The organism is Chitinophaga sp. 05T412 (genome assembly GCF_056396465.1).
Genome location: NZ_JBFTLN010000009.1, coordinates 236,067 through 262,425 on the forward strand (window position 1 = coordinate 236,067; position 26,359 = coordinate 262,425).

Below are 26,359 nucleotides of genomic sequence, written 5' to 3' on the forward strand. Positions count from 1 at the left end.
CATGGAAAAATTAAGCTTAGCTGAAAAAGCACTCGAACAGGGACAAGGGATTCTCCGACTGGCGCCGACCTGGGTACCCAGATCATTTTGCGTACCAGGGCGAAGGATCAAATTACACCCGGACGATTATTACGTTTTGGGAGGCGAAAGAGGCGGTATCGACGAACGTTGGCTGTCATCCACCACGCCGGCAAAGAACGGGCCTCTAACAGGCGAAAATGAGGGTTTAAGCATGGTGGTACTGAGTGATGGTAACACTACCCAGCAATTTTTATTAAAAGATGCCATCAGCGAATTAAAAGATCGCGTGATCGGAAAAAGGCTATGGGACCAATACGGCGCCTGGCCGATGTATTCCAAGTTCTTCGATAACATGGGACCCTTGCCGCATCATATTCATCATAACGACGAGAAAGCGGCGCTAATAGGACAAGCCGGCAAACCGGAAGCTTATTACTTTCCGCCACAGCTGAATAATCATGGCGGCGACTTCCCTTACACCTTCATGGGTATTGCTCCCGGCACCACCCGCGAACAGATTAAGGAATGCCTCATGAACTTCACCAAGGGCGATAATAAAATCACGGCCTACTCCCAGGCTTACAAGCTGGAACCCGGCACTGGCTGGGACGTACCTCCGGGCTTATTACATGCCCCCGGCAGTCTGTGTACCTACGAACCACAAAAGGCATCCGACGTATTTGCGATGTATCAGTCGCTCGTAAACGAAGCCATTGTGCCGGAAGTACTCCTCTGGAATGGTACCCCCAAAGAAAGCATTGGCGACTACGACGCCCTGATGGACGTGATCGACTGGGAGCTCAACGTAGATCCCAACCAGTTCCAGAACCGCTTTATGCCACCTAAGCTGGCTGCTAACGGTCCCGGATACACGGAAAATTGGGTATGTTATAAATCTGACGCTTTCAGTGCCAAAGAACTGACCATTGCCCCTGGCGCCAGCGTAGTCATCAAAGACAGCGCGGCTTACGGCATTATTGTCATGCAGGGACATGGTAAAATGGGCGTATGGGATATTGAAACACCGGCGCTGATTCGTTATGGTCAACTGACCAATGATGAGTTTTTCATCAGCGAAGCAGCAGCTACGGCGGGTATTACGATTGTGAATACTTCTGCCACTGATCCCATTGTGATGTTGAAACATTTTGGTCCGGGTAACCCTGACCTGGTGCTTTAATTGCTGATATCTAAAACTGCGTTATGAAAGAAAATAATTATCCGAAACTGCACAATGCCACCTGGCCGGGCATTGTAGGCAAAGGAGATGGAGCAGAACCGATCATCTCATTTGATACCCTGCTGGAAATGACGGCTGCAGCAGAAGTAAACGGCGTAAAATTCGATGGCATTGATATCGGCCTATTTGATCCGCATGTACCAGTAGATAGCAGGGATGATGATTTAAAAAGACTGGTAGACAAAGTAGCGGCTTATGGCTTGGAAATAGGTAGCCTGGTAGCGCCGATATGGCCTCCCAGTGGTGGTTCCGCCATGGGCAGCCAGGAAGAGCGGGCCCGGTTTGTGGAGCAGGTACGCAAATCCTGTCATGTAGGTAAACGCCTACGGGAACTGGGTATCCGGCCCAATGGCGTGGTGCGTATTGACTCCGCGTGCACACCGGAAAGCTGGTCGCAGGACCCTGCAGCGAATACCCAACTGATTGCACAAACGTTCCGCGAGGCCTGTGACGTAGCGGCCGACTACGGCGAAAAACTCGCCGCAGAGGGAGAAATCTGCTGGGGTGGCATGCATAGCTGGAAGGCTATGGTAGATACGTTATCCGCTGTGAACCGCCCTAATATTGGGTTTCAGGCGGATATGTCGCACACCTTCCTGTACCTGCTGGGATACAATAGCCCGCAGGACCGCATACTTCCCGCTAATTTCGACTGGAAAGACCGCGACGCCCTGGCGGCGGGATTGCGTACACTCACCGATGCACTGCGCCCATGGACGATCGACTTCCACGTAGCACAAAACGACGGTACCGTGCATGGCAGCGGATCGCATGATAAAACCGGCCGGCATTGCCTGGCCAGTGATCCCAACGGCAAACTGAATATTGCGGTAGATGCCGGCTACTGGCTGCGTGACAGCAACGACGCCCTCACTAAGGCTTTCAGGCATATTTGCTGGGATGGCTGTATGTTCCCGAATGCTGTGATGACCCAGGCAAAAACCTGGAATGACATACTCGCCGCTATGATAGAAGTACGCACCTTACACGGCTGGCAGGAATAGATCTTCAACACCTAATTTCAGACAAACTATGACACAAAAGAAAGCATTGAGGATAGGATTAATTGGCTGTGGCTTTATGGGCAGAACACATTCCAACGGTTATCTGCGGGTGAAAAATTTCTTTCCGCAGCTGGCTTATGTACCGGTGCTGAAAGCCGTATGCTCCCGCACGGAAAGCAAAGCCCGCACCTTCGCAGCACAATGGGGCTATGAATCTGTAGAAACCGACTGGAAAACACTCATCGCCCGGGAAGATATTGATGCCGTAGATATTTGTACGCCCAATGATATGCACGCGGAAATTGCCATTGCCGCCGCAGCGGCCGGGAAAATGATCCTTTGTGAGAAGCCGCTGGCCAGAACCCTGGCGGAATCAGAGGGCATGGTAACAGCGATTGAAAAAGCCGGTGTGCCTAATACCGTTTGGTACAACTACCGCCGCCTGCCCGCCGTCACCCTCGCTAAGCAGATCATTGACTCCGGCAAACTGGGACGTATCTTTCACTACCGCGCCAACTTCCTGCAGGACTGGACCATCAACGCCGCCCTGCCACAAGGCGGCGAAGGTCTCTGGCGCATGGATGCCGATGTTGCCGGTTCCGGTGTGGTGGGCGATCTGCTCTCCCACTGTATAGACACTGCCTTATGGCTGAATGGTGGTATTAACACCGTTACGGCCATGACGGAAACGTTTGTGAAAGAACGCATGCACCAACTCACCGGCAAAGTGGAAAAAGTACATATCGACGATGCCTGCTCCTTCCTGTGCCGCTTTAACAACGGTTCACTTGGACTCTTTGAATCAACCCGTTATGCACGCGGACATAAAGCATTATATACATTCGAAATCAATGGTGAGCACGCTTCTATCCGCTGGGATCTGCACGATTTAAACCGGCTGGAATACTTCGATAACGCAGACGCATCTACGGTGCGCGGATGGCGCTCCATTCATGTAACCGACGGCGATCAGCCTTATATGGACAAATGGTGGGTACCGGGTCTGGGTATCGGCTATGAACATTCCTTTGTACACCAGGTAGCCGACTTCCTGCAAAGCCTGGAAACCGGTGCGCCCTGCTCCCCGACTTTCAGAGAAGCACTGGAAACACAAAAGGTTTGTCAGGCAGTATTGGATTCTGCCAGCAGCGGCACCTGGAAAAACACCGGCGTAGCATAACTATCGGAAACGTACACACGCAGGTATCTATCTCCGGAGGATATACGAAAAACAAACACTTTTAAAATATTATTTATGCTGAAAAGATCGGGTTCCCTGTTTATTTCATTGGTGGCAGCGTCTGTGCTGTGCACCACCAGCGGCTGTCAAACCGGCAACAGCATGGGCAACGTCAGCGGTTTCGTGGAAATCTTTGATGGCAAAACATTAAAGGGCTGGGAAGGCGATGGCGTTCACTGGCGCGCGGAGAACGGTAACCTGGTAGGTGAAGTAACGCCCACTACCCTGCTAAAAACCAACACATTCCTTATCTGGCAAGGCGGGCAGCCGGCGAACTTTGAACTCACCTGTGAGTTCAGGATCACCAGCGGCGGCAACAGCGGCATCAACTATCGCAGCGTGATGGTAGAAAATGTACCCCATGCACTGAAAGGCTATCAGGCCGATATTGATGGCGCCAACCACTACACCGGTCAAAACTATGAGGAACGCGGACGCACCACCCTGGCCTATCGCGGACAAAAAACCACGATTCCTACGCCGACTACCTCTCTGCAGGATGGCGTGAAAAACAATGCCTGGTCAGCCGCTATTGTAACCGGCTCCCTCGGCAGCTCCGATTCTCTCCAAACACTGATCAAAAGTGAAGACTGGAATAAATGCCACCTGATAGTCAGAGGCAATCACCTGCAACACTACATCAACGATGTGCTGATGAGTGAAGTAGTTGACAACGATAAAGTAAACGGCAAAAGCAAAGGTTTGCTTGGCGTACAGGTGCACGTAGGGCCACCTATGAAGGTGGAATACCGGCACATTATGCTGAAACGTTTGTAGTAAAAGAGCGGATCACCTCCGCTCTTTTTTATTATATTAGAGGTATCAAAACTGGAAACGATGCCGCTATCTATTGCCATAGACATGGACGAAACCATTGCCGATCCGATTAAAAAAGCCCGGGCCTGGTATTTCCGGGATTACGGAAAAACCTTTACTACAGAAGAACTGCACGGCAAAACACTCACGGATATTTTACCKGAAGCCCATAAAGCTAAAATCAAAGAATACCTCAACACACCCGGATTTTTTCGCGACCTGGAAATATTTCCACATGCGCAGGAAGTGTTGAAGGAACTCAATAAAAAATATAAGCTCTATATTGTTTCCGCTGCCATGGAGTTTCCGGCTTCCCTGCKCGATAAATACGACTGGCTACAGGAGTTCTTCCCCTTCCTGACCTGGCAACAATACTGCTTTTGCGGAGATAAATCTATTGTGCAAACGGATATCATGATTGATGACCTGACCCGTAACTTCACCAACTTCAAAGGCAAGGCGTACCTGTATCATGGCCATCACAATGTTCATGAAAACGGTTACGAGCGCATCCTGAACTGGGAAGATGCGGCCACCAAATTGTTGTAATTACTGACGGATGATTCTTCCGTCTTCCATTTCAATAATGCGGTTGGTACGTTCCGCAAACTCCGGATCATGGGTAACAATGAGCAGGGTTTGATGATATTGTACGGCCAACTCCTGGAAAATATCGAATACGATTTCCCCGTTTTTTTTGTCGAGGTTACCGGTGGGTTCATCTCCCATAATGATAGCCGGATCATTGATCAGCGCGCGGGCAATGGCGACTCTTTGCTTTTGTCCGCCTGACAGCTGGTTCGCATTTTTTAGCGCCAGCTCCTCCATATGCAGCATACGCAGGCGTTCCATGGCACGATGTTCTATTTCCGCTTCGCTGTATTGGTTGAGCTTTAATCCTGGTAACATCACGTTTTTTAATACACTGAATTCATTCAGCAAATAATGGAACTGGAATACAAAGCCGATTTTTTCATTGCGGATTCTCGCCAACTCCTTTTCTTTTTTGCCTGTTACCAGCTCCTGATCCATCCATAGCTGTCCTTCGTAATCAGTATCCATGGTAGATAAAATATAGAGTAAGGTAGATTTACCACAACCTGATTTTCCTACCACCGACACAAATTCTCCCTTGTTCACTGACATGCTCAGATCGTTCAACACCGGCATTGTTACCGGATCATGAAAATATTTATTGATATGACTGGCTTGCAGGATAACGTTGCTCATCTTATTTTCCTCTTATAATAACTACAGGATCTACCTTACTGGCCTTTCTGGCAGGGAAGTAACCGGCAAAGTAAGTGGTGACCAGTGAAAAAACAGTGCCGATCACATAAAACGCCGGATTATAATTTACCGGAAAAGTAGTAATGGTTGGTAATGCCGGCGTCCGGAAAGGAATCTGGTCAATCACCGCTGATAGGCCATATCCGAAAATCAATCCTACCAAACCGCCTGCCAGTCCGATTGTCAGCGCAATCACAATAAAGATGCGGTTCACATCGCCGCCAGAAAAGCCGGTAGCTTTCAGGATGGCAATGGTATCCATTTTTTCATAGATCATCATATTGAGAATGTTGTAGATGCCGAAGCCAGCTACAATCAACAATGTAATGCCTACCGAATAAGAAATCAGTGTTCTGATAAAACTACCCGTTTCAAATTGTGAATTGGCCGTTTGAATATCTTCTGTATCTGCCTGAAACAGCGCCCCGTATTCCTTTGCTACTGCTGGTGCCTGATTCAGGTCTTTCAACTTTACCTGGATATCGGTAATGTAATTATTAGGCTTACCCAGGAGTTTTTGTGCGGTGTTGATAGATGCATAGCATTGTACTTTATCAAAGTCTTGCAGGCCCGACTGGAAGTAACCCACCACTTTCAAGGGCATGATATCTCCCTGCGAAGTGGTTACCTGCACTACATCTCCCAGCTCCGCCAGTAATTTATCTGCCACGCCCTTTCCCAGAATAATGCTGTTGGGTACATTCTTCAGGTCGACGGCCTGGCCGGCAACAATATAGTCGTTGAAGTGAAATAAACTACTTTCTGCCTGCACATCGATACCGTTTACCACGCCGGTAATATCAATGGTGCCGGCAGTGAAAAATACCGGTGCAATGATTTTTGGCGCAAGTCCGGCTACACGGCTATCGCGACGGATAGCATCCATCACTGCACCGCTGTTGAATATTTCCTGACGCGCGCTGGGCGACTTAATGGACCGGATAAAGTTGTGGTACGCGTTGTATTGACCCGATACATTGATCGGTTGATTTTTCGTAGGCTTGATATCGTTATAGATGCGAACATGCGGCGTGCGGTTTAGTATCAGTCCGTCCAGCAAACCATTCAGCCCGGTCATAAAGCTTAGTAACGCAATGAACATAGTGATACTAAACGTAACGCCGATGGCTGCCACCAAGGTTTGTTTCCAACGGGCACGTAGCAACGAAAATGAGACACTGAAAATTAATTTGTAGTTCATAGTGCCGGCTTAATAATCACATCTCCCGAATGCAATCCGCTGATAATTTCTACTTTCTGATAGTCCTTCAATCCGGTGACTACCTTCTTCTTTTCTTTATTTTCCAGCATTACCTGATCACCTTCGAGTAAATAATTTCGGGGGATGGTTAACGCGTTGTCCTTTGTTTGAATCACGATATTGGCCTCGAGGGTGAGATTGGGATATACCACCGGAGGCATGGTAATAAACCGTGCGTCTACCGTGAATGAGCGGGAACGTTCGTTCATGATGGGGTATATTTTTTCTACCTGCGCTTCAAACGATTGTCCCTTGTAGCTATCCAGCGTAATAAATACTTTTTGTCCAATTTTAATGCGGGCAATATCAAATTCATCTGCCTGTAATTCCAGGTAAAAATCTTTGCTGGCGCCGATAATTGCCACCGGGCTTTGTGGGTTTACCAGCTCGCCTGCTTTTTTCGGCAGACTATATACGCGGCCATCGATATCACTTTTAATGATGTAATCGTCCTGCTGTGTATTACTGATTTGGAGGTTTTTACCGGATTGATTGGCAGCGAAACGGAGTTGTTTTTGCAGGTCGTTGTACTTAAAAACAGCGACATCGTAAGAAGTGAGTGAACTTTTATAGGCCAACTGTGCCTGTTCCAATTGTTGCTGACTGCCGATCTGTTGCTCCCATAGCCGCTGTTGGCGGGCGAGTAACAATGAATCATTGCTCAATTTATTACGGGCCAGATCTATATTTACTTTGAGTTCATTGAGCTTGTCTTCGTTGGCGCTTACAGCAGCGTAGGCGGCCGACAGCGCAGCATTTTCTGTATTCAGCTTTGCCGTTTCATGCTGAATCACCATCAGCGGATCACCTTTGCGCACCGTATCTCCTTCCGTAACAGGGATGCTGATAATAGGGCCGGTTACTTTGGAGAATACCTGGTATTGATGTCTGCTTTTAATAACCCCTGAAGCATATACTGATTCTGAAATTTTCTCTGTTACTGGTTGTGTTTTCTCCCATTTGCTTTTACAGGAACACAATAAGCAAAAGGCCAGTATGACTTGCATTACTTTCATGCCATATAATTTTCCTGCTGGTACAAGGCCAACAGTGCTTCGCTAGTGCGTATGCTCATCAAATGTAATGTATCTGAGAGAAACCCTGTCATGCCTCCCTCTTAAAATTTGTACCTTTATGGATGTTCTTCATTAAATGAATATACTATGGGAAAATTCTTTGATGATATCAAACCGCAGCATGAAGCCTTCATCGCCAACCAGCAACTGTTTTTTGTAGCCACAGCCCTGTTAACCGCTGAAGGGCATGTGAATCTTTCGCCTAAGGGACTGGATAGTTTCCGGGTATTCTCTCCCACTAAAGTGGGCTACCTGGATATTGTGGGCAGCGGAAATGAAACCTCGGCGCATATCCGGGAGAATGGGCGGATCACTTTTATGTTTTGTGCTTTTGACGGACCACCCAATATACTCCGTTTATACGGACATGGCTATACGGTATTGCCAACAGATCCCGAATGGGAAGCGCTATCGGCTCACTTTACCATTTTGCCGGCTACGCGACAGATTATTATGGCGGATATCTACCAGGTACAAACCTCCTGCGGGTTTGGCGTGCCTTTGTATACCTACACCGGAGAACGGGACCATGCCGCTAAATGGGCAGCAGCCAAAGGCCCTGAAGGATTGGAAACCTACAAGGCCGAAAAGAACTATGTGAGTCTGGATGGCCTGACTACGCCATTGGCAGGAAAAAACCAGGATTAAGGTACCACCGAAATAAACATATACGTTGCTAATATCACCAGCAATACAATGCCTTGCAGGATATTGGTTTTCCCGGCATTAAATGAAATGCTGATGATAAACAGGGATAAAATCAGTAACAGCGACGATTTGGCGTCGATACCCAGGGTTACCCGGAAGCCGACGAAATAGGTGGCAATGGCCACTGCCGGAATGGTGAGACCTATGCTGGCCAGTGCTGATCCCAGCGCCAGATTTAAGCTGGTTTGCAGGCGGTTTTGTCTGGCAGCACGAATAGCCGCCAGTCCTTCCGGCAGCAGAATCACGGCCGCAATAATCACTCCTACCAAGGATTTAGGTGCACCAAGGTTCACTACAATCGACTCAATGGTGGGCGACAACTTCTTAGACAGCAACACCACTATTACCAGTGCTACCAACAGTAACAACAGGCTAATCAGCGCAGTGGCGGTGGACGGCGGGGCTGCGTGAGTGTCTTCATCGCCAGGGGTACCATCTTCCGGAAGAAAATAGTCGCGGTGACGAATGGTTTGCACAGCCACAAAACTGCCATACAGCACCAGGGAGATAATGGCAACAAAAATAAGCTGACTATTGGAATACACCGGTCCGGCTGCGGAGGTGGTATAATTCGGCAACACGAGCGTCAGGACTGAAATAGCCGAAAGCGTCACCAGCGCGGCGCTAACGCCTTGTTTAATGAATGCCTGCTCCTTGTATTTATATCCTCCAACAAATAAACACGCCCCGATAATACCTGAGAGAATCAGCATAATGGCGGCAAACACGGTATCACGGGCGAGTGTGGAGTCCTGTCCCACTTCGGTGAGCATAATAGAAATGATGAGGGATACTTCAATAACGGTAATAGCGAGGGCTAAAATGAGGGTACCATAAGGTTCACCTACTCGATGGGCTACCACTTCCGCATGATGCACCGCGGATAATACCACGCTGATCAGCGTTACTCCCATAATGGCGGCGAAAATGCCACTGTCTTGCGTAGCGGCCAGTGCCAATATCACCAAACCAACAATGGGACAGATAATGGTCCACATGGGTAAGGCTATTTTCCATCTCTTGTAGAGAAAATGATTGAATCCCATGTCTTTAAGATACAGAAAAAACAGCAATTTCACTGCATCAATTCCGCACAGGGTGTTGGCGCTTCCAGGTTTCCGCAAAGTAGCGGCCGGCGTCCTGGATATATTCGTAATACTGGTATTCGTTCTCGAAATTMTGGAGCATTTCGAAAGTGGGGCGGTACGCCAGCATAAAGGTTTCCAGGGCGGGTGAGGTAAGCCCGGTTATTTTCTTTACTAACGCTTTATTAAAGCGGCGATCGATATATTTTTCGCGTTCTTCCCGTTCCATGAAGAGCCGGAAGTTCTCCATCCGTTTAATTTTCTTCATGCTCAACAGCGCATCGAGGTTGATACCCACGCCAACGCCGTTGATACCGCCACTGGTGAGATATTCCGGCGAATACTCAAATACTTTGCGGTATTCTTCGCGGTTCCTGACGGAATCGGCCAGGTAATCACCTATGCGTTTAGTGGATACCACTACGGTGGGCAGTACGTGGGTATCAACATGCAGGCTCATATCGTAGGGGCGGTTATAGTTGATTTCCCTTACCGCAAATTTCATGGTAGCTTTCCCCTGGTAGGAAAAAAAGATGGAATCGGTTTGCGGCAACACAATGGTATATTGCCCGGTAGAATCCGTGACAGCCCCCACGCCGGAGTTGCTTCTCACGCTCACCCCCGGCAGGCCGAATCGCGCAGAACGATCGTAAATGGTACCGTGAATCTTTACTTGTCCGGTAGTGACCAACCGCAGCAACATAAAAATCAGTAGTATCCCCGTCGTTTTTAAAGTACCAGATTTCCTCATTTTGGCCCAATCTAAGACAGGATAAAAACATAATCAAGAATATGAAAAATATTAACAATTCATTTTCTATATTTTCCTACCCGTTTTTCGGCGAAAAGCCTGCGCTTCGTGATTCATTCCTCATTATGTCAACTGAATATAGCCGTTACCGTTATCTGTCGTAAAATGACCATTGTTTGTCGTGAAATGGTAACAACTCCCCCTGCCCTCCCGGCTACCTTTGTTTAAAAATCTGCAACTATGAAACAACTTAAAACAGTTTTAATCGTAAATGCCCTCAGCTCCGCTGCAGCCGGCCTTTTGTTCCTGGTATTGGCAACACCTTTTGCCAGCCTCTTTGGCATTAGCAACGTACTTCTTTTTGAGGCTACCGGTATTTTCCTGGTGCTATTTGCTGGTTTGGTACTGTACACTGCCACCAGGTCGCCTATTACCACCCGAATGACTACACTCGTGACCATATTGGACGCCAGCTGGGTATTGGCCAGTGTTGTAGTAGTGATTGAATTTGGCGGCGTGATAACGCTGCTGGGTTCCCTCATTATCCTGGCCATTGCCGCATGGGTAGCCCTGATGGCATTGCTACAGTATAAAGGATTGCATGAAATGAATCAACGCAATGCAACAGCATAACCTATACAAAAAGCACCGTGGATAGCCACGGTGCTTGCCCCGATTGAACAGGGATTACTCTTACATTAACACTTTTGGGGTTCTCTTTTATTCAGGAATATGATATTGCTTACAAACTTCTTCATACGACATCTGCGCCAAACGTGCCCCTGCTTTGCCGCCGGGGATGATCACATAACGGAAGGCATGCGTAACGCTAATGGAACCATACGTATTTTGGTCGTTTACCATACGGATATGCAGTTGGCCTACGGTAGCCAGTGCGGACCAGGTATCTGTGTTATTTGTTCCTAAGCGATAGGTCAGGGAAATCGGCAACTGTGCTACCTGATTGGCCGGCCAGATGGATGTACTGTAGCCATTCAATTTTCCATAGGTAAGCACGGTACCGTTATCCAGTATCTGCTGGGTGATACCCGGAGCTGCCTGGTAATAATTAAACCCCCATATGCTGAAGATAGTGTCCTTCACATACGAAGCTGGTGTAAACCAGGCAGAGTAAATCACATTAGCCGTTCCTGTAGCACCTGTGGCGCCAGTAGCCCCCGCTGGACCAGCTGGACCGGCTGGGCCGTCGTTGCCCTTTTTACAGCCGGCAACCACGCAAACAATGGCGATAGTAAAAAATGTTGGGAAGATAAAATGCTTCATGAAAATAAAATTTGTATTTGTTTTCTGGGATTATTCGGTTGAACACCCTCCTTTCTGCCCCAAAATTATCCACTCCCCTTCTCCGGAAATAGTAAAAAAACGCAGGTTTCCACCACTGCTTCCCAGGCAGCAAAGCAATGCTCATCTGCATTTTTCAAAATAAATTTTGATTTATGTAGTCAACTACGTAGTTTTATACTATAAATCTATGCAAATGAATACGGAACCAACTATCAGGATGATCGACAATCAATTTTGTCAGCAGATAATAGACATTATTCTGCCTATTCAGCAATTAGAGTTTAATATTCCCATCACCATTAAAGACCAACCCGATCTGAATGATATTGAGCGCAACTATCATCAAACCGGCGGCGGCTTTTGGGGAGCGATGGTAGATGGGCAACTGGCCGGCACCATTGCCCTGATATCTATTGGTCACCAGGCCGGTGCTATCCGCAAAATGTTTGTAAAAAAAGAGTTTCGCGGCAAAGAGCTGGGGCTGGCGCAGCGATTGCTCGATCAATTGATAGCCCATTGCAAAACGGTGGGGATTACGGATCTTTACCTGGGTACGGTCGACAAGCTGGCTGCCGCCATTCGTTTCTATGAGCGTAATCACTTTGAAAAGATTGCCAAAACGGACTTGCCGTCCTATTTTCCGGTGATGAGTGCCGACAATGTATTTTATCACCTGCACATTAACCACAACGTATGATCAATGTAATCGATGAGTCGGGAATACTGGCTATTTCCACACGGTTGCAACGCCTTGCGGATCAGCTGCGCAAAGATGGGCAGCTGATCTATAAGGCCAATGGCATTGAGTTTGAGCCTAAATGGTTCCCTGTTATCTATACCCTGTACCTTAAACCGGTATTATCGGTGGTGGAAATTTCCACGGAAATAGGTTATACGCACCCTTCTACCATCAGCCTGCTGAAAGAACTGGAAAAAGAAAAACTGATCCGCTCTAAAAAAGACAAGCAGGATGAACGGAAACGGCTGATACAACTAACGGAAAAAGGGAGAACACTGGTCACGGAGATGCAACCGGTATGGCAAAGAATGGTGGTTGCATTGACAGCATTAACAAACACGCAAAATAACCTGATGAAGGCCATTGACGAAGTAGAAGCGCAAATGAAAACATTGAGTTTTCTGGACCGGGAGCGGGAACTCTAAGCTCATTCCAGCAGCCCCTTCACCAGCGCTTTCCATTGTAATTTTGAGATGCCGATGGCGCCGGTAGCACCTACCACCGCATTCCTGACTTTATCACTAACATCCACGCCCTGCGTGTTAGGCACTTCATTTCGCCCATAAACAGTGGCGATAATATGTTCCCCGTTTCTGACCAATACAAAGGAGCTACTGGCTTCTTTTCTGAGGAAATGGGCAATGCCGGCACTCTTCTGTATCGGATGCTCCGATGGCCTGGCCCGGATAAAAAATATCTCCTGGTGCACATTCAGCATCACATGCTCCTTCTGCTCTATCTTCACCCAATCGAATCCCTTGCCGGCAGTAGTACCCGGCCCCGGAATGTTAATTCGTATATACATCCCCGTTTCCGCCGGCCCTTCGATGGCTTTTCCCGTCAGGTCTGTAAGCTGAAACTCAGAGGAGAGACTTCCGCTCATGCCCGCCCATTTATTTACGTCGGATAACCGCCTCATGGCAACTTTAAAAAAATCTATCGCTGCCGTTTCATGCACCAGTTCTTTCTCCTCCGATGTGGTAGTAGCCTCCCCTACATACTGCGCAGGTATAAACGGCGCTGCAATATTATCTGCCATAATACAATTTTTTTCAATGGTAAAACAATTCAGGAATGCTAAACAGATGCCGGATTGATGCCTGCACCATCCGTTTTTTGTACATTTGGGTTACAAACGCGAGACACATGATAAGATAAATATCAGTACACCAAAACCAGCAATGGACTTACCAGTAATTCAGCATCTTAATCAGTAGCATCACCCTCGGAAACAACAATAGCCCACAGCTATGATCAGGCTATTTAAAGATACGAAATATGAACAGCTTATATATACTTTTCCTTTCCTGCTTCCTCCAATTCGGTTGTAGCAACATTCCCACCAATCAAACCAACGGGAGAATCACCGGAAAATGGCAGCCCATCAAATCCATTATCAGTGCCATTGAAAATAATGAGAAATCTTTCGAAAAAATAGATACCTCCTTTAGCCCTGTTGACCTGATGGTATTTAAAGAGAATGGTACTTTGGTAGATGGCGGACAGCGGTATGACTCCTATATCCTCGACCGGGACATGAGGGAACTGACCCTGCAGGAACCCGGCGGCGATGCCATCACCTTCCGGATAAAAGTCCTCTCTCCGCAACAGTTGGTGATCATTCGGGAAGATGAGGAAGTATATAACAACAAACACCGGCGGATGAAGCTGGAAATTCATTTCAAACGCCCCTGATACTAAACAAACAGGGAGCACCTAAAGCGCTCCCTGTACAATAAACTTTTATCCTCCGGTTTCCCTTACGGATTCTGTGGGAAGTTCACCGGATCTCTATGGAGATCTATTTCACTTTGCGGAATAGGGAATAATAACCGGGCCGGAGTTAATACCGGTGTCGGCAGGTTATATTCTTTCAGCAAATGCGCCTGCATGATCGCAATCCCTTTGGAATAGCGGATCAGATCAAACCAACGATTATTTTCAAAGGCTAGTTCCACTCTTCTCTCCGCAAAGATCGCGTCGCGGAAACTATTCTGGTCCGGCAACTCTGCGGCAGTTTTACCTTTTAGTCCGGCTCTTACCCTTACCTGGTTCAGATAATCAAAAGCGGAACCGGGGCCATTAGCCGCGCTATATCCCTGCTCATTGAGGGCTTCCGCCTGCAGCAGTAAAACATCTGCATAACGTAATACCGGGAAGCTGCTACCACCATCGCCGGTGGCGCCGGGTATATCCAGGTATTTCTTTACATAGTTCCCTACTTGCTGGGTAGTGGCATTCTTATAAGATACCGTATCCAGCGAGGCAGCGAAGCGTTTGTCGTCTTTTTCGTAGGCAGCCACCAGATCGTTCGTAGGGCGGTTATTGTTAGAGCCCCCATAGGCGATCCCGTTATAGTAAAAAGAAAATGGTACCATATCGGTGAAGTAGGTGTTACCTTCTGAAGGACTTAAACCTTTCTTATACCGGATGGTAAACAGCACTTCGCCATTGATCGCATTAGCAGGATTATACAGACTGCCATAGTCTGCCTGCAGCGTATAGCCGGTAACGTTCTTAAGTACTGCGGTAGCGGCAGGCCATTTTTTCTCTGTCACATATACCTTACCTAACAAACCATTGGCAGTACCGGCAGTAGCCCGGCCATAATCTGCTGTATTGCTGTAGGCAGCTGGCAACAAGGTAGCGGCGGATTGCAGGTCTTTCTCTATCTGCCCATATACTTCTGCCACATCATTACGTTTATCATTTTGTGCTTCTGAGGTGGTTTCTGTTCTGATCACCAACGGCACTTTACCGTATAAACGTACCAGGTCGAAATAGGCAAACGCTCTCAAAAACTGTGCTTCTCCCTTGAATTGTTTTTTGGAAGAATCCGGGATAGCGGCGGCGTCTATCTGATCTAATACCGCGTTGGCGCGGGAAATGGTCACATAAGCACCGGCATATACATCTGTGAGGAATGGATTGGTAGTAGTTTCTGTAAAGAGGTCAATCTGGGAAGCTACGCCACCCAGGGCGCCTCTGTCGAGGATATCCGTATTATCACTTCTTACCTCCATCAGGTAATAGGCTGATTTTCCATACAGGCGGGTATTCTGCAAACCATCATAGATAGCATTCACGCCCTGCTGAAAATCGTTGGCCGTTTTAAAGAAGGTGGCGGTCGTTTGGTTAGACACCGGCGCCAGGTTGATAAAGTCTTTGCTGCAGGAAGATATAACCGTTATCAGCGACAACCCTGCTATTTTTATATTCAGCTTCATAAATTCCTGTTTTTAGAATGAAAGATTAACACCGGCGGTGAATGTTCTCGGTAACGGATAAGTACCATAGTCCTCTCCCTGCGACAGCGGGCTATCCGGTCTGGCGTTCACTTCCGGGTTATAGCCGGTGTATTTGGTCCAGGTGTAGATATTCTGTCCGGATACATATACCCGCAGTCCCTGTACTTTATTACGCAGGATCTTCTGATCAAAAGTATAGCCAATGGTGAGGTTACGTAAACGCACATACGAACCATCTTCTACAAAGAAGGAACTTGGCTGCGCACTGTTACCGGTGGTTACGCGGTTAGGACGGATGGTGTTGCCATCGCCCGGATCGGTAGGCGATTTCCAGTAGCCCATCTCCTCAATCATCTGGTTGGCATTTCCTTCTCCGTTATACAGGAAGCGGCGTTGCAGGTTCATGATCTTATTACCCTGAGATGCCTGCAAGGCAATAGTGAGATCAATACCTTTATACCTGAATTCGTTGGAAAGGCCCCATATGAATTTAGGGAAATAGCTGCCGATATCGGTTCTGTCGTTGGCATCAATTTTCTTGTCGTCGTTCACATCAATGAATTTGCGATCACCGGGTTTAGTCGTAGCATAATGCGGATAAGCATCTATCGCTGCCTGATCTTTGAAGGAGCCACCATTTACATAACCATAGAAGCTACCGATAGGTGATCCTACCCGGGTGATGTACAGCTGAGAGATGGTACCATTACCGCCATCAGAAATGATGGGAGCATTGTTGGCGCCCAGTTGTAACACTTCATTTTTATTTGCAGAGATGTTGAAGCTGGTATTCCACACAAAAGCACCGGTCAGATTACGGGTATTCAAACCAAATTCCACCCCACTGTTACGTACTTTACCAATATTTTTCAGCGCGGTACCAAAGCCGGAACTCAGGGCTACCGGTACATTCAGCAACAGGTTGGAAGTAGTAGCACGATAATAGTCTGCACTCAGATAGATACGATTGCTGAAGAAACCGATATCAATACCGGCATTCAGCTGTTTTGTTTTCTCCCAGGTCAGATCCGGGTTGGCAGGTTGTGATAATCCCACGCCATTCACAGCAGTACCAGTACCATTGCCGAGCACGTAGCCATTGGAGGCTAACAGATCGTAAGAAGCGTAGTTGGCAATCTGAAAGTTCCCGGAGGTACCATAGCTCACCCTGGCTTTCAGTTCAGAGATCGCTTTTACTTTGAAGAATGATTCATTACTAATCAACCATCCTCCTGATACTGCGGGGAAGTAACCCCACTTGTTATTAGTACCGAAGCGGGAAGAGCCATCTGCGCGGATACTGGCGGAAACAAAGTATTTATCGTCATAGTTATAATTGGCTCTTCCGAGGTACGATAACAGCGACCATTGCGATTTAGTAGAGGTACCACTGGTAATAGTAGCTGCGTTAATCGTATGTACGGCATCGTTAGGGAAGCCGGTACCCACGGTTTCACTGGCGGTGGTGTTGTTCTTCTGGGAAGTATAACCTGCCAGTACATCGAAGCGATGTTTTTCGTGCAGGTTAAACTGATAGTTCAGGGTATTTTCCCAGAGCCAGTTGGTAGACATTGCAGATTGAGCAGATCCTTTCGGAATGGTAGGCGCTCCCTGCTGAATGGGCTTGTAGCTGCCCAGTGTAGAGGGGCGKAAATAATTGCGGCTGAAGTGATTGATATCTGTACCAAAGAAGGTTTTAAACTTCAGTCCTTTGATGATTTCATATTCTCCCCACACATTGCCGAGATTACGGACATGATCCATTTTATCATCAATCTGTGTGGCCAGTGCTACCGGGTTTTCACCGCCGGAGTAGCCATAGGCCCAGATGTTCTGGCGGTTGGTGGCCAGTGAGCCATCGGGATTATAGACAGGAAATACCGGCGATGCTTTGAGTGCATTACTGAGAATACCATCAAACGTCCACGGGCCTTCGCTGTTGATCAGGTCGTAGTGATCGTAGCTGGGGTTCACGGAAACGCCTATCCGCAGTTTCTGCGTCAGCGTGGCGGTGAGATTGGCTCTCAGCCCATATCTTTTATAACCGGAGCCGAGGATGATCCCTTTCTGATCGAGATAGTTGCCAGATAGGTAGTACTGAAACTTCTCATTGCCACCGGAAGCATAGAGCGTATGATTCTGAATGGGTGCGGTTCTGAAGAGGGCATCCTGCCAATCGGTGTTCGTGAGGCCCTGATTGCCGGCGAGATATGGCAGTATTTCCGGTGCAATCTGATAGTTGGAATTTCCTCTGGTGGCGTTGTCATCTGTGATTTTGCCGGAGGGCTTAAAATCCAGGTAGGCGTTGTTCTTGGCATCAAAGCTGAACTTCGACCATTCGTAGGCGTCCATCAGTTTTATTTTTTTGCTGGCTTGCTGGAAGCCGGCATACATGCTGTAGCCAAAGGAAGGCGGGCCGGTTGTTTTACCTTTTTTGGTGGTAATCAATACGACCCCGTTAGAAGCTCTGGAACCGTAGATAGCGGCGGAGGAAGCGTCTTTCAGGATGTCGATAGAAGCGATGTCGTCGCTGTTCAGGGTACTGAGTGGATCAGGAGATTTCTGGAAAGATGCCTGTCCCACGATGTTGACCACGTCGGTTGATCCCTGCAAATTCTTCAGGTCGTTCGACAGGGGGATACCATCTACTACATATAACGGATCGATGCCGGCAGAGATGGAGTTCAATCCGCGGATACGAACGCTGATGCTACCTCCCGGGGCGCCGGTATTTTGCAATACCTGTACACCGGCAACTTTACCGGCAATTGCCTGTTCAAAGCTGGTGACTGGCTGATCTTTCAAATCGGCTGCCCGTACGGAGGCCACGGCGCCGGTAATTTCCTTACGGCGTTGTACACCATATCCCACTACCACTACCTGGTTCAGGGAGGAAGTAGATTCTTTCAGTGTGATGTTCACCTGGCGGGGTGTGGCATCAGATAAACTAATGCCTCCTACCAGAGCTGGTTCAAAACCAATAGAAGTAAATTGTACGCTGTAAGGGCCGCCGGCAGCGAGATTGGAGATCCGGAATACGCCACTGGCGTTCGTTTGTGCGGAGGCGGTGGCGCCGGTAGTTTCATTCTTTACTACCACAGATACGCCCGGTATGCCTTGTTGCCGTTCACTTTGAACGGTACCGGTAACGACTGCACGTTTTTCCTGGGCCATCAGGAATAAGGGTGTCAGTAAAGTAAGGAGTAGTATTGCACTCCGCCATTGCTMTTTTAAAGACCGATAGTAAAAAGAATCCATAGGTGATTTTTGAGGCCCTGCACAAGCTGTTGCCATGCCTGTGATAGAGAAGCACTTGGGTAAATGCTCACTGATGTACAAGGGCCAGTTGATAAAACTGTTTATAAAACCGATGACAGATGACTGCGACTAGATTTCAATTCAGGATTAAAAGTACCAACTAGTTTTTAGTCCACCAAATCAATAGACTAATATACAGGCCTTATTTTTCGCAGTAGATAAATTTACTTTGTAGTAAAGAAACAAGATCTATTATTACACAGCCGGTAAATAATGTGCAATCACTTCATGAAAGGCCGGTATTAAAGGCGGATCTTTTCGAGGTGTTCATTAATGAACGTCTCTTATATAAAAACGAACACTAAAGGCCTATTTTACAACTAATAATCAATCTGTTACAAGTTGGCATTTACTTAGCCAACTAATTAGGCATAACATTACTTATCATGTTCAAAAGTCAGTTCAAAATTGCGTGGCGGAATTTTCAGAAGCATATCACGCATAGCATTCTGAACCTCGCCGGTTTAACGATGGGATTGGCGGCCTTTTTCTTTATCACGATTTATGTAGTGGATGAATACAGTTATGACCGGTGGATACCTCAACAGGAACAGGTGTATCGTGTTGGAGAGGAAGTAAGAAGCCAGACCAACGAGCCACTGCGATTTTCTTCTACACCGGGCAACCTGCGACAAGCAGTATTGGCGTATCCACAGGTGGCCTCCGCAACACGGATTTTTGATTACATCAATAATTCTGTTGTCAGTACAGGTACTCAAAAGCAAATTCCGGAGAAAGCGATTTACATTGCCGACAGCAACTTCCTGGAAATATTCCCCTATCCCCTGCTGGCAGGCAATCCGCGAACAGCCATGAATGAGGCAGATGGTATTTTGCTGACAGCTACCAAAGCGGAAAAATATCTCGGGAAAGAAAATAATGCCAGTAACTATCTCAATAAAATAATTACTATCAGTGACAAACATTACCGGGTAACAGGTGTACTGAAAGATATTCCGGCTAACACTTATTTCCGGCCAGACTTTATTATTTCTTCGGTGACCTTCCAACAGCAGGAGTGGTTTCAGCGCAATACGGATAACTGGCATGGCACCATGGTACAGAGTTTTATCAAACTGAAGCCAGGTGTATCCGCAGCTGCATTTGAACAACAAATTAAGTTCCTTGCCTTTCAATATGTGGGAGATCAGCTTAAAGCTAACGGACAGGCATATACGTATTTTTTGCAGCCATTGGCCAGCCTCCACCTGCATTCTCACCTACGCTATGAAATGAGTAAAACCGGGGATGCTTATTACGTGCGTATCCTGTCTTTTGTGGCTTTATTTATCCTGCTGATAGCCGGTATCAACTTTGTAAACCTGGCCACCGCCAGCGCTACTACGCGCGCCAAAGAAGTGGGCGTACGAAAAGTGATTGGCGCAAAACGTTCCCAGCTGGTATTGCAGTTTATGGGAGAAGCTGTGATGCTCAGTACTTTTGCATTTGTCCTCGCAGCATTTTTGGTGACATTGTTATTACCATTTTTCAACCAGATTGCCGACAAGAATTTTACCATCGCAGCATTGCTACAGGCGCGGATCATTGGCGCCGGATTCGGCATTAGCTTCGGAATCGGTATATTGGCGGGCATCTATCCTGCTATTGTGTTGTCCGGCTTCACTCCTTCCCGCATTGTACAGCGGCACGGCCTGCAACTGAAAACACAATACCTCCGGAATGCGCTGGTGGTCGCACAATTCTCTATTTCCATCCTGCTGATTATTGCCACCATGGTGGTATACAAGCAACTGCAATATATGAAGAGCTACGACCTTGGATTTGATCAGTCGCAGGTACTGGTGGTGCCCGTGCCCGGTGGCGACGCCAATAAAAACATCAAAACGCTCATCACGCAATTTAAAGGGCAGGCGGATGTACTGTCTGTAAGTGCTTCGGCCAATGTGCCCGGACAGGAATTTCCCAACAACCTGCTTCGGCTTAAAAGTGATCCCACTAAAAAAACAGATACCCGCTTCATATCCGCTGATGATCAGTTTTTCCGGACCTATAACATCAAATTAATAGCAGGACGGTTATGCAGTATGGTAAAGGATACCACCAGGAAAACCAGCGATATCATGATTAATGAAGCCGCACTGCCTTTCTTCGGCTGGAAAACACCGGAAGAGGCATTGGGCCAGGAGTTCGACTGGGGCTGGGGTACCGTTTGTGGAGTATATAAAGATTTTCATTTCAGCTCTTTACAAAAAGGCGTAACGCCTATGGGTATCATTTACAACCCTGGCTGGCTGAACTACATCAGCGTCAAAATAAACACGCATCATACGGCTACCACTGTGGCCAGTTTAGGCAACATCTGGCAGCGGGTGGTACCTTCCATGTCCTTCGACTATTTCTTCCAGGACGAGGCCTTTAATCGCCAATACCGCGAAGAACAACGATTGGGCGAGCTGTTTATGCTGTTCTCCATTTTTGCTATTGGTATTGCCTGTCTGGGGTTATTTGGACTGGTATCCTTTGCAGCCGCACAGCGGACCAAAGAAATAGGTATCCGGAAAGTACTGGGCGCCAGTATTACCGGTATTGTAGGGTTATTGTCCGGTGATTTTCTGAAGCTGATACTCGTGGCAGCCACCATTGCCTTCCCGGTAGCCTGGTGGGCTATGACGAACTGGTTGCAGGACTTCGCCTACCGCATTTCATTAAGTATGTGGGTATTTATTGTGGCCGGTGGAGGCGCATTGCTGGTAGCACTGCTGACGATTAGTTTGCAGGCAGTAAAAGCAGCGATGGCTAATCCGGTGAATAGCCTGAAATCGGAGTAGCAGAAAGCAGAAAGCAGAAAGCAAAAAGCTATTGTAGCGAGTCATTATGGCGGAAATATGCTTCGATCACTCGCTACAATAGCTTTTTGCTTTCTGCTTTCTGCTTTCAGCTACTTCTCAAAAAAAGTCACGTCTTCTTCGCCGGGTTCTATATCGGTCAGTTTTTCTTCCCAGCCCGGCGATAGTTTAAAAATTTCATGCAGACCACCGATGAGTTCCAGCCAACCAGACATTTCATCAGATACTTCCAATGTTTCGCCATCGGCGGCTTCAAATACCAGGAAGGTAGCTTCTCCCGGGTATGCATATACTTTATAGCCTGAAATACGTACGACGTTTTCCCATTCAAGGGTATCGTCAATACCCTCGTCGTATTTTACTGCTAATCCTGATTCGTCAAATGCTATATCCATGTGGCGAAGTTATTAAATTTTAAGGGGATCTTTTTCGTTTGTAAAAGACAACCGCACTTTAAACAAACCACTCTCTCCACCATCGTTATCAGATACCAGATGCAGCACCAGGTGATCTGTAGCGATGCTTTCCACACAGATACCTTCTATCTTTTCCTGGTTAAAAACAGGTGAAGCTGCTGCCAGGTTCACCCACCCTTCTATTACCAGTGAAGTACTGGATAGTTTTTGGGAGATGTCTGTTATCCATCCAATATAACTGTCGCCGATGGCGCCATCGTCATAAGTACTCGCAGTCGCCTCTGACGACAAGGTACAAAGGAGCCAGTCCTTCTCCGGTACGTAACAAAGGTCGGATACGCCGGCAAATACCGAAGTGGGCATTGCTAACGTTAACGGCAATACGGAAATGTCAATTGAGTGCGATTGTTCCCAGAAACCAACGGGCGCTAAAATTACCTGATTCAATGGATAGCCGTCGTGGCCCCGGTTGGCAAGTAGCAGCGTATTTCCTATTACCGTGGCGCCTTCTATATTCAATTCTTCCACACCACTTGCCGGCAGTTGCAACAGCAAACCGGAGGGATAAGGAAACCGCTGTAGTGGCGTTCTTGCGGGTAAGGGCATCAGCAATAGCTGACAACGTTGCGGCGTAGACAAAGATCCGCTCACCAACAGGTAAGATTGCCCCTGCCAGTTGATGACGGTAGCCGCTTCAAAATCCGGCTTCACTGCCTTGGCGATCCTTTTGCCGGGGGCTTCCGCCACCGGAATACGTGCCACTTCCCCATAGTCCTGATCCAGCACCAGGATGCAGGTAGCATCGTCGCCAATCAGGTACAGCTCTTCATCTGCCTGTATGATAGCAGAGGCCGATGAAAAATCCGGCAACAATAAAGTATGTAATACCGTAATCGATGTGTTCATACCTGGTTTGGTGAGTGATGTAGCCAAAGCAAATTTCCGGTAAATATTATTTCCTGGTTACCACAGTTTTGATAGCCTTTGCCCAAAGCACGCCCAGTTGCGCAGCCCCCTGTTCATTGGGATGCAGCTGAAAAGTGCCTGCTTTGCCATGTTCCTGTATAAACAGTTCCGGGTGCTTTTCAAAGTATTTAAATCCGCCGGTGTCGCCGATGAATACCTGCTTTGGATGAGAGGTCTTGTAGCTGGCGGCTACGGCATCCAATACCGGGAAGTAGGATTGTAAGCGTGCCAGTCCTTCAGCGAGGTAGCGGGAACCATTCTGGGTAGTAGGGCTATACCAGATAGGATGATGTAAGACGATGATACAACCGGGATAGTCTGTTAACAGGCGATCCAGTATTGCTTTCACATTTTTCCTATAATCGGCCGGTGATACGGGAGAGCCATTGGGTCCTTCGCTGGCGCTATCGTTGGTGCCCAGTATCATAGAAAACACCAGGGTGGCGTCTTTATCGCTTTTAAATACATCGGCGGCCTTTATAACGTTGTTGAATAAACGATTAGTGGCAGGCAGGAAGTCGACCGTAGTAGATCCGCTCACGCCCTGGTTACTGAAGTTCACCTGATAATTGGGCAGGGCCTGTTTCAGCCACTCGCAGCCTTTTGCAGGTGGAGCGTCTTCTTGCGGATGCGCCAGGCCGGCGCCTTGCGTGATACTATTGCCAATAAAAACGATATTCAGTTTTTTTGATTGTGCCATGGTGGTCAGTCCCAGCAGCAGGCAGCATAAGGTAAAAGTTAGTTTATTCATCATGTGGATGTAGCGTTGCATCGTGTAAAATAATATGTTCAACGGATAATTGTGCATTTTTTATATGATGGTCATCTTCCAAAAAAAAATTTCATGTAACCAAATGGTTACTTATATTTGTAACCGAAAGGTTACATAACTTAAAAACAGTTCCTTTGAGAAGAGATGTATTTCAGGCGATAGCTGACCCAACGCGGCGTCAGATCATCGGTTTGCTGGCCAATGCCTCGTTAAATCTGAACAGTATAGCGGATAACTTCGGTATCAGCCGGCCGGCGATATCACGGCATATCCGCATCCTGACAGAGTGTGGTCTTATTACCATCCGGCAGGAAGGCAGGGAACGTTATTGCAGCGCCGATTTAAAGCAATTAAAAACGGTGGCCGACTGGACCGCGCAATATCATGCCTTTTGGTCAGGCAAGCTGGATGAACTGGAAGGCTTCCTGGCCGGCAAACCCGCTAAGTCACCGCGCAGGAAAAGGCCATCCGCATAAAGCGATGTTTTTATCGCAACAGCAGAGATATTTATTCATTCATAAAACAATGATCTATGAGTAACAAGCCGCTCGTTGTTGAACGTATGTTGAATGCACCTGTAAAAGCAGTGTGGGAAGCACTTACCGACAATGAAAAATTAAAACAATGGTACTTTCCATTACCGGCTTTTGAAGCCAGAACCGGCTTTKAATTCAGCTTTACCGCTGGCAGTGAGGAACAGAAATATGCTCATCTTTGCAAGGTGACTGCAGTAGAACCATTAAAAAAACTTAGCTACAGCTGGCGATATCAAGGCTTCACCGGCAATTCGGAAGTTACCTGGGAATTGTTTCCGGAGGGTAATAAAACAAGGTTGGTACTCACGCATACCGGCATACATACTTTCCCAGCCAATGCCGCCTTTGCAGAAAAGAACTTTTCAGACGGCTGGAACCACATTACGGGCATCTCCCTACCCGAATTTCTGGCAAAATAAGATCGACGATTTACGCATGCAGGTAACAGCTGTTTGTTACCTGCACACCGCTACTTATTCCGCCACGGTAACCAGTAGAGGGGATTCAAACATACTCACCGGTGAAATCACTTTTTCATTTAGGGGAACATGATTTCCATAAATCGCTTTCATCTGCTGTTTTACCGCAGTGCTGCTCAGATCAAATGTTTTTAGTGGCTGCAATGCTCCTATTTCCAAACCAGTGGCTGCTTTATATATTTTCCATACCAGCTCGGAACAGTACAACCGCTCATCGGACCAGCTGAAATAAGCATCATAATCTTTCCCCTTAAACGGGCGACCTGTCGCCTTCATTTTTGTAACCACTGCCGGCGTAATCGAGCTGGCAGCGTTCTTCAGCCGTTTCACTACATAGTGTCCATTCTTTCCCCGCCTGATCCATTCGCGTAACGGTGTATATCTTACCGGCTGCAATGCCTCGTATACATACCATTGGTCATCATCCTGTTTAAATATTATTCCGCAATGACTATATTTGGAATGTGTGGCCAGTTGAATGGCCGTACTAAAGTCAGACTCCGATATCTGAAAAATAATGTCGCCCTCCTGTACATCCGGAATGGCTGCCCACATTTTCTTCGTGAAAGTTTGATGAAACACTAACACCCGTGTAGCCAGCAGGCTGCTGGCTACTATCAGCAATAGCAATACCGTAATAACTGTTTTTTTCAAAGTTAGCATACCCGAAAATTAAATAAATAATACCTATTATCAACAAGCTATAAAAAAATGAATAACATACTCATTGTGCCCGCTATCACTGCGGAAGTAGAACTGTTACAACAACTTGCCAGACAAACATTTCAGGAAAGTTTTGGGGCCGACAATACCCCGGAAAACATGAAACATTACCTGCAGGAAAATCTCAGTCTCACCAAATTATCAGCTGAAATGGGCAATCCGGATTCTGAATTCTTCTTTGCCATGCTGAAAACCCAACCTGTTGGCTATATGAAGCTGAATTACAAAACGGCGCAATCAGAATTATTCAACAGCAGGGCGGTAGAACTCGAACGCATATACGTTTTAAAATCCCACCAGGGACAACAAATCGGCCAAATGATGTTCAGTCGCGCTGTAGAGGCGGCGAAAGAAGTAAAGGCGCCTTTCCTCTGGCTGGGCGTTTGGGAACACAACACCAAAGCCATTGGATTCTATCAGAGAAATGGATTCACCCAGTTTGATACCCATCCATTTATGCTGGGTACTGAAAAGCAAATAGATATCCTGATGCGTCTGGATCTACCCGTGCCTAAAGCGCAATAACTTTTTTTGATTACCTTGGCGCTCCCTTTCTCA

27 protein-coding genes are annotated in these 26,359 nt (G+C 47.3%); 14 read left to right on the forward strand and 13 right to left on the reverse strand.

Annotated features, from left to right (window positions below):
• Position 1 precedes the first annotated feature (1 nt).
• The 5 genes from AC1DFM_RS20860 to AC1DFM_RS20880 all read left to right on the forward strand — a co-directional run bounded on the left by AC1DFM_RS20860 (position 2) and on the right by AC1DFM_RS20880 (position 4,870).
• Entirely contained in the window at positions 2-1,201 is a 1,200-nt protein-coding gene (locus AC1DFM_RS20860) for a hypothetical protein (RefSeq protein ID WP_477078688.1), read from the forward strand.
• Positions 1,202-1,224: 23 nt separating this feature from the next.
• Positions 1,225-2,265, forward strand: coding sequence for a sugar phosphate isomerase/epimerase family protein (locus AC1DFM_RS20865; protein ID WP_477078689.1), 1,041 nt, complete (start codon positions 1,225-1,227; stop codon positions 2,263-2,265).
• Between the two features lie 28 nt (positions 2,266-2,293).
• Positions 2,294-3,445: a Gfo/Idh/MocA family protein gene (locus tag AC1DFM_RS20870; RefSeq protein WP_477078690.1), complete on the forward strand. Its 1,152-nt coding sequence runs from the start codon at positions 2,294-2,296 to the stop codon at positions 3,443-3,445.
• A gap of 75 nt (positions 3,446-3,520) precedes the next feature.
• A complete protein-coding gene (locus AC1DFM_RS20875) occupies positions 3,521-4,282 on the forward strand; it encodes a 3-keto-disaccharide hydrolase (protein ID WP_477078691.1) in 762 nt (253 codons plus the stop codon).
• A gap of 60 nt (positions 4,283-4,342) precedes the next feature.
• Positions 4,343-4,870 carry a 5' nucleotidase, NT5C type gene (locus AC1DFM_RS20880; protein WP_477078692.1) on the forward strand — a complete coding sequence of 176 codons (528 nt, stop codon included), beginning with the start codon at positions 4,343-4,345 and terminating at the stop codon, positions 4,868-4,870.
• Here the strand turns inward: AC1DFM_RS20880 and AC1DFM_RS20885 are convergent, their stop codons facing one another.
• Genes AC1DFM_RS20885 through AC1DFM_RS20895 form a run of 3 tightly spaced genes read right to left on the reverse strand, consistent with a single transcriptional unit; the run spans position 4,871 to position 7,888 of the window.
• Positions 4,871-5,551, reverse strand: a complete 681-nt coding sequence (locus AC1DFM_RS20885) for an ABC transporter ATP-binding protein (RefSeq protein WP_477078693.1) — start codon at positions 5,549-5,551, stop codon at positions 4,871-4,873.
• 1 nt (position 5,552) lies between these two features.
• Complete coding sequence (locus AC1DFM_RS20890) at positions 5,553-6,812, reverse strand: ABC transporter permease (RefSeq protein ID WP_477078694.1); 1,260 nt, start codon at positions 6,810-6,812, stop codon at positions 5,553-5,555.
• Positions 6,809-7,888, reverse strand: a complete 1,080-nt coding sequence (locus AC1DFM_RS20895) for an efflux RND transporter periplasmic adaptor subunit (RefSeq protein ID WP_477078695.1) — start codon at positions 7,886-7,888, stop codon at positions 6,809-6,811. Before AC1DFM_RS20895 ends, AC1DFM_RS20890 begins: the two co-directional genes overlap by 4 nt.
• A 147-nt stretch (positions 7,889-8,035) precedes the next feature.
• Here AC1DFM_RS20895 and AC1DFM_RS20900 point away from each other — a divergent pair, with 147 nt between their 5' ends.
• A complete protein-coding gene (locus AC1DFM_RS20900) occupies positions 8,036-8,596 on the forward strand; it encodes a pyridoxamine 5'-phosphate oxidase family protein (protein WP_477078696.1) in 561 nt (186 codons plus the stop codon).
• Here the strand turns inward: AC1DFM_RS20900 and AC1DFM_RS20905 are convergent.
• Both AC1DFM_RS20905 and AC1DFM_RS20910 read right to left on the reverse strand, forming a co-directional pair.
• On the reverse strand, positions 8,593-9,654 hold the full coding sequence (locus AC1DFM_RS20905; protein ID WP_477078697.1) for a calcium:cation antiporter: 1,062 nt from the start codon (positions 9,652-9,654) through the stop codon (positions 8,593-8,595). The two genes, AC1DFM_RS20900 and AC1DFM_RS20905, sit on opposite strands and share 4 nt — an antisense overlap.
• Positions 9,655-9,739: 85 nt before the next feature.
• A complete protein-coding gene (locus AC1DFM_RS20910; RefSeq protein WP_477078698.1) occupies positions 9,740-10,492 on the reverse strand; it encodes a peptidase associated/transthyretin-like domain-containing protein in 753 nt (250 codons plus the stop codon).
• Between the two features lie 240 nt (positions 10,493-10,732).
• Here AC1DFM_RS20910 and AC1DFM_RS20915 point away from each other — a divergent pair, with 240 nt between their 5' ends.
• Positions 10,733-11,125: a hypothetical protein gene (locus tag AC1DFM_RS20915; protein WP_477078699.1), complete on the forward strand. Its 393-nt coding sequence runs from the start codon at positions 10,733-10,735 to the stop codon at positions 11,123-11,125.
• Positions 11,126-11,212: 87 nt separating this feature from the next.
• On the opposite strand, the gene AC1DFM_RS20920 is transcribed toward AC1DFM_RS20915, so the two are convergent.
• Positions 11,213-11,776 carry a hypothetical protein gene (locus AC1DFM_RS20920; protein ID WP_477078700.1) on the reverse strand — a complete coding sequence of 188 codons (564 nt, stop codon included), beginning with the start codon at positions 11,774-11,776 and terminating at the stop codon, positions 11,213-11,215.
• Between the two features lie 214 nt (positions 11,777-11,990).
• Between AC1DFM_RS20920 and AC1DFM_RS20925 the strand changes: the two genes are divergently transcribed.
• Positions 11,991-12,494 (forward strand): GNAT family N-acetyltransferase, encoded by a 504-nt coding sequence (locus AC1DFM_RS20925; protein ID WP_477078701.1) that lies wholly within the window; start codon positions 11,991-11,993, stop codon positions 12,492-12,494.
• Positions 12,491-12,961, forward strand: coding sequence for a transcriptional regulator, SarA/Rot family (locus tag AC1DFM_RS20930; RefSeq protein WP_477078702.1), 471 nt, complete (start codon positions 12,491-12,493; stop codon positions 12,959-12,961). The genes AC1DFM_RS20925 and AC1DFM_RS20930 overlap by 4 nt, the downstream gene beginning before the upstream one ends.
• 2 nt (positions 12,962-12,963) lie before the next feature.
• Here AC1DFM_RS20930 and AC1DFM_RS20935 read toward each other — a convergent pair whose 3' ends face one another.
• Positions 12,964-13,575, reverse strand: coding sequence for a hypothetical protein (locus AC1DFM_RS20935; protein WP_477078703.1), 612 nt, complete (start codon positions 13,573-13,575; stop codon positions 12,964-12,966).
• 239 nt (positions 13,576-13,814) lie between these two features.
• Here AC1DFM_RS20935 and AC1DFM_RS20940 point away from each other — a divergent pair, with 239 nt between their 5' ends.
• Positions 13,815-14,231, forward strand: coding sequence for a hypothetical protein (locus AC1DFM_RS20940; protein ID WP_477078704.1), 417 nt, complete (start codon positions 13,815-13,817; stop codon positions 14,229-14,231).
• A gap of 65 nt (positions 14,232-14,296) precedes the next feature.
• Here AC1DFM_RS20940 and AC1DFM_RS20945 read toward each other — a convergent pair whose 3' ends face one another.
• Together AC1DFM_RS20945 and AC1DFM_RS20950 are read right to left on the reverse strand one after the other, a co-directional pair.
• Positions 14,297-15,763, reverse strand: coding sequence for a RagB/SusD family nutrient uptake outer membrane protein (locus AC1DFM_RS20945; protein WP_477078705.1), 1,467 nt, complete (start codon positions 15,761-15,763; stop codon positions 14,297-14,299).
• Between the two features lie 12 nt (positions 15,764-15,775).
• Entirely contained in the window at positions 15,776-19,042 is a 3,267-nt protein-coding gene (locus AC1DFM_RS20950) for a SusC/RagA family TonB-linked outer membrane protein (RefSeq protein ID WP_477078706.1), read from the reverse strand.
• A gap of 446 nt (positions 19,043-19,488) precedes the next feature.
• On the opposite strand from AC1DFM_RS20950, the gene AC1DFM_RS20955 reads away from it, so the two are divergent.
• Entirely contained in the window at positions 19,489-21,891 is a 2,403-nt protein-coding gene (locus AC1DFM_RS20955) for an ABC transporter permease (protein ID WP_477078707.1), read from the forward strand.
• 110 nt (positions 21,892-22,001) lie between these two features.
• Here AC1DFM_RS20955 and AC1DFM_RS20960 read toward each other — a convergent pair whose 3' ends face one another.
• From AC1DFM_RS20960 to AC1DFM_RS20970, 3 genes are read right to left on the reverse strand one after another with little or no spacing between them, the layout of a single operon-like run.
• Complete coding sequence (locus tag AC1DFM_RS20960) at positions 22,002-22,304, reverse strand: hypothetical protein (protein ID WP_477078708.1); 303 nt, start codon at positions 22,302-22,304, stop codon at positions 22,002-22,004.
• A 12-nt stretch (positions 22,305-22,316) separates the two neighbouring features.
• Positions 22,317-23,231: a DUF6929 family protein gene (locus AC1DFM_RS20965; RefSeq protein WP_477078709.1), complete on the reverse strand. Its 915-nt coding sequence runs from the start codon at positions 23,229-23,231 to the stop codon at positions 22,317-22,319.
• Between the two features lie 46 nt (positions 23,232-23,277).
• On the reverse strand, positions 23,278-24,045 hold the full coding sequence (locus tag AC1DFM_RS20970; protein WP_477078710.1) for a GDSL-type esterase/lipase family protein: 768 nt from the start codon (positions 24,043-24,045) through the stop codon (positions 23,278-23,280).
• 152 nt (positions 24,046-24,197) lie between these two features.
• On the opposite strand from AC1DFM_RS20970, the gene AC1DFM_RS20975 reads away from it, so the two are divergent.
• On the forward strand, positions 24,198-24,539 hold the full coding sequence (locus AC1DFM_RS20975; protein ID WP_477078711.1) for an ArsR/SmtB family transcription factor: 342 nt from the start codon (positions 24,198-24,200) through the stop codon (positions 24,537-24,539).
• A 56-nt stretch (positions 24,540-24,595) separates the two neighbouring features.
• Positions 24,596-25,018, forward strand: a complete 423-nt coding sequence (locus tag AC1DFM_RS20980; protein ID WP_477078712.1) for an SRPBCC family protein — start codon at positions 24,596-24,598, stop codon at positions 25,016-25,018.
• Positions 25,019-25,072: 54 nt separating this feature from the next.
• Here AC1DFM_RS20980 and AC1DFM_RS20985 read toward each other — a convergent pair whose 3' ends face one another.
• Positions 25,073-25,741 carry a YiiX family permuted papain-like enzyme gene (locus AC1DFM_RS20985; RefSeq protein ID WP_477078713.1) on the reverse strand — a complete coding sequence of 223 codons (669 nt, stop codon included), beginning with the start codon at positions 25,739-25,741 and terminating at the stop codon, positions 25,073-25,075.
• Between the two features lie 48 nt (positions 25,742-25,789).
• Between AC1DFM_RS20985 and AC1DFM_RS20990 the strand changes: the two genes are divergently transcribed.
• Positions 25,790-26,326, forward strand: a complete 537-nt coding sequence (locus AC1DFM_RS20990) for a GNAT family N-acetyltransferase (protein WP_477078714.1) — start codon at positions 25,790-25,792, stop codon at positions 26,324-26,326.
• Positions 26,327-26,359 lie beyond the last annotated feature (33 nt).

Excerpts from the sequence above, each read along its gene's own strand:
- AC1DFM_RS20940 (WP_477078704.1), top strand. The coding sequence starts at position 13,815 with ATGAACAGCTTATATATACTTTTCCTTTCCTGCTTCCTCCAATTCGGT.
- AC1DFM_RS20895 (WP_477078695.1), bottom strand. The coding sequence starts at position 7,888 with ATGAAAGTAATGCAAGTCATACTGGCCTTTTGCTTATTGTGTTCCTGT.
- AC1DFM_RS20935 (WP_477078703.1), bottom strand. The coding sequence starts at position 13,575 with ATGGCAGATAATATTGCAGCGCCGTTTATACCTGCGCAGTATGTAGGG.
- AC1DFM_RS20860 (WP_477078688.1), top strand. The coding sequence starts at position 2 with ATGGAAAAATTAAGCTTAGCTGAAAAAGCACTCGAACAGGGACAAGGG.
- AC1DFM_RS20965 (WP_477078709.1), bottom strand. The coding sequence starts at position 23,231 with ATGAACACATCGATTACGGTATTACATACTTTATTGTTGCCGGATTTT.
- AC1DFM_RS20875 (WP_477078691.1), top strand. The coding sequence starts at position 3,521 with ATGCTGAAAAGATCGGGTTCCCTGTTTATTTCATTGGTGGCAGCGTCT.
- AC1DFM_RS20925 (WP_477078701.1), top strand. The coding sequence starts at position 11,991 with ATGAATACGGAACCAACTATCAGGATGATCGACAATCAATTTTGTCAG.
- AC1DFM_RS20920 (WP_477078700.1), bottom strand. The coding sequence starts at position 11,776 with ATGAAGCATTTTATCTTCCCAACATTTTTTACTATCGCCATTGTTTGC.
- AC1DFM_RS20985 (WP_477078713.1), bottom strand. The coding sequence starts at position 25,741 with ATGCTAACTTTGAAAAAAACAGTTATTACGGTATTGCTATTGCTGATA.
- AC1DFM_RS20870 (WP_477078690.1), top strand. The coding sequence starts at position 2,294 with ATGACACAAAAGAAAGCATTGAGGATAGGATTAATTGGCTGTGGCTTT.
- AC1DFM_RS20905 (WP_477078697.1), bottom strand. The coding sequence starts at position 9,654 with ATGTGGACCATTATCTGTCCCATTGTTGGTTTGGTGATATTGGCACTG.
- AC1DFM_RS20865 (WP_477078689.1), top strand. The coding sequence starts at position 1,225 with ATGAAAGAAAATAATTATCCGAAACTGCACAATGCCACCTGGCCGGGC.
- AC1DFM_RS20970 (WP_477078710.1), bottom strand. The coding sequence starts at position 24,045 with ATGATGAATAAACTAACTTTTACCTTATGCTGCCTGCTGCTGGGACTG.
- AC1DFM_RS20955 (WP_477078707.1), top strand. The coding sequence starts at position 19,489 with ATGTTCAAAAGTCAGTTCAAAATTGCGTGGCGGAATTTTCAGAAGCAT.
- AC1DFM_RS20890 (WP_477078694.1), bottom strand. The coding sequence starts at position 6,812 with ATGAACTACAAATTAATTTTCAGTGTCTCATTTTCGTTGCTACGTGCC.
- AC1DFM_RS20885 (WP_477078693.1), bottom strand. The coding sequence starts at position 5,551 with ATGAGCAACGTTATCCTGCAAGCCAGTCATATCAATAAATATTTTCAT.
- AC1DFM_RS20960 (WP_477078708.1), bottom strand. The coding sequence starts at position 22,304 with ATGGATATAGCATTTGACGAATCAGGATTAGCAGTAAAATACGACGAG.
- AC1DFM_RS20990 (WP_477078714.1), top strand. The coding sequence starts at position 25,790 with ATGAATAACATACTCATTGTGCCCGCTATCACTGCGGAAGTAGAACTG.
- AC1DFM_RS20945 (WP_477078705.1), bottom strand. The coding sequence starts at position 15,763 with ATGAAGCTGAATATAAAAATAGCAGGGTTGTCGCTGATAACGGTTATA.
- AC1DFM_RS20915 (WP_477078699.1), top strand. The coding sequence starts at position 10,733 with ATGAAACAACTTAAAACAGTTTTAATCGTAAATGCCCTCAGCTCCGCT.
- AC1DFM_RS20900 (WP_477078696.1), top strand. The coding sequence starts at position 8,036 with ATGGGAAAATTCTTTGATGATATCAAACCGCAGCATGAAGCCTTCATC.
- AC1DFM_RS20930 (WP_477078702.1), top strand. The coding sequence starts at position 12,491 with ATGATCAATGTAATCGATGAGTCGGGAATACTGGCTATTTCCACACGG.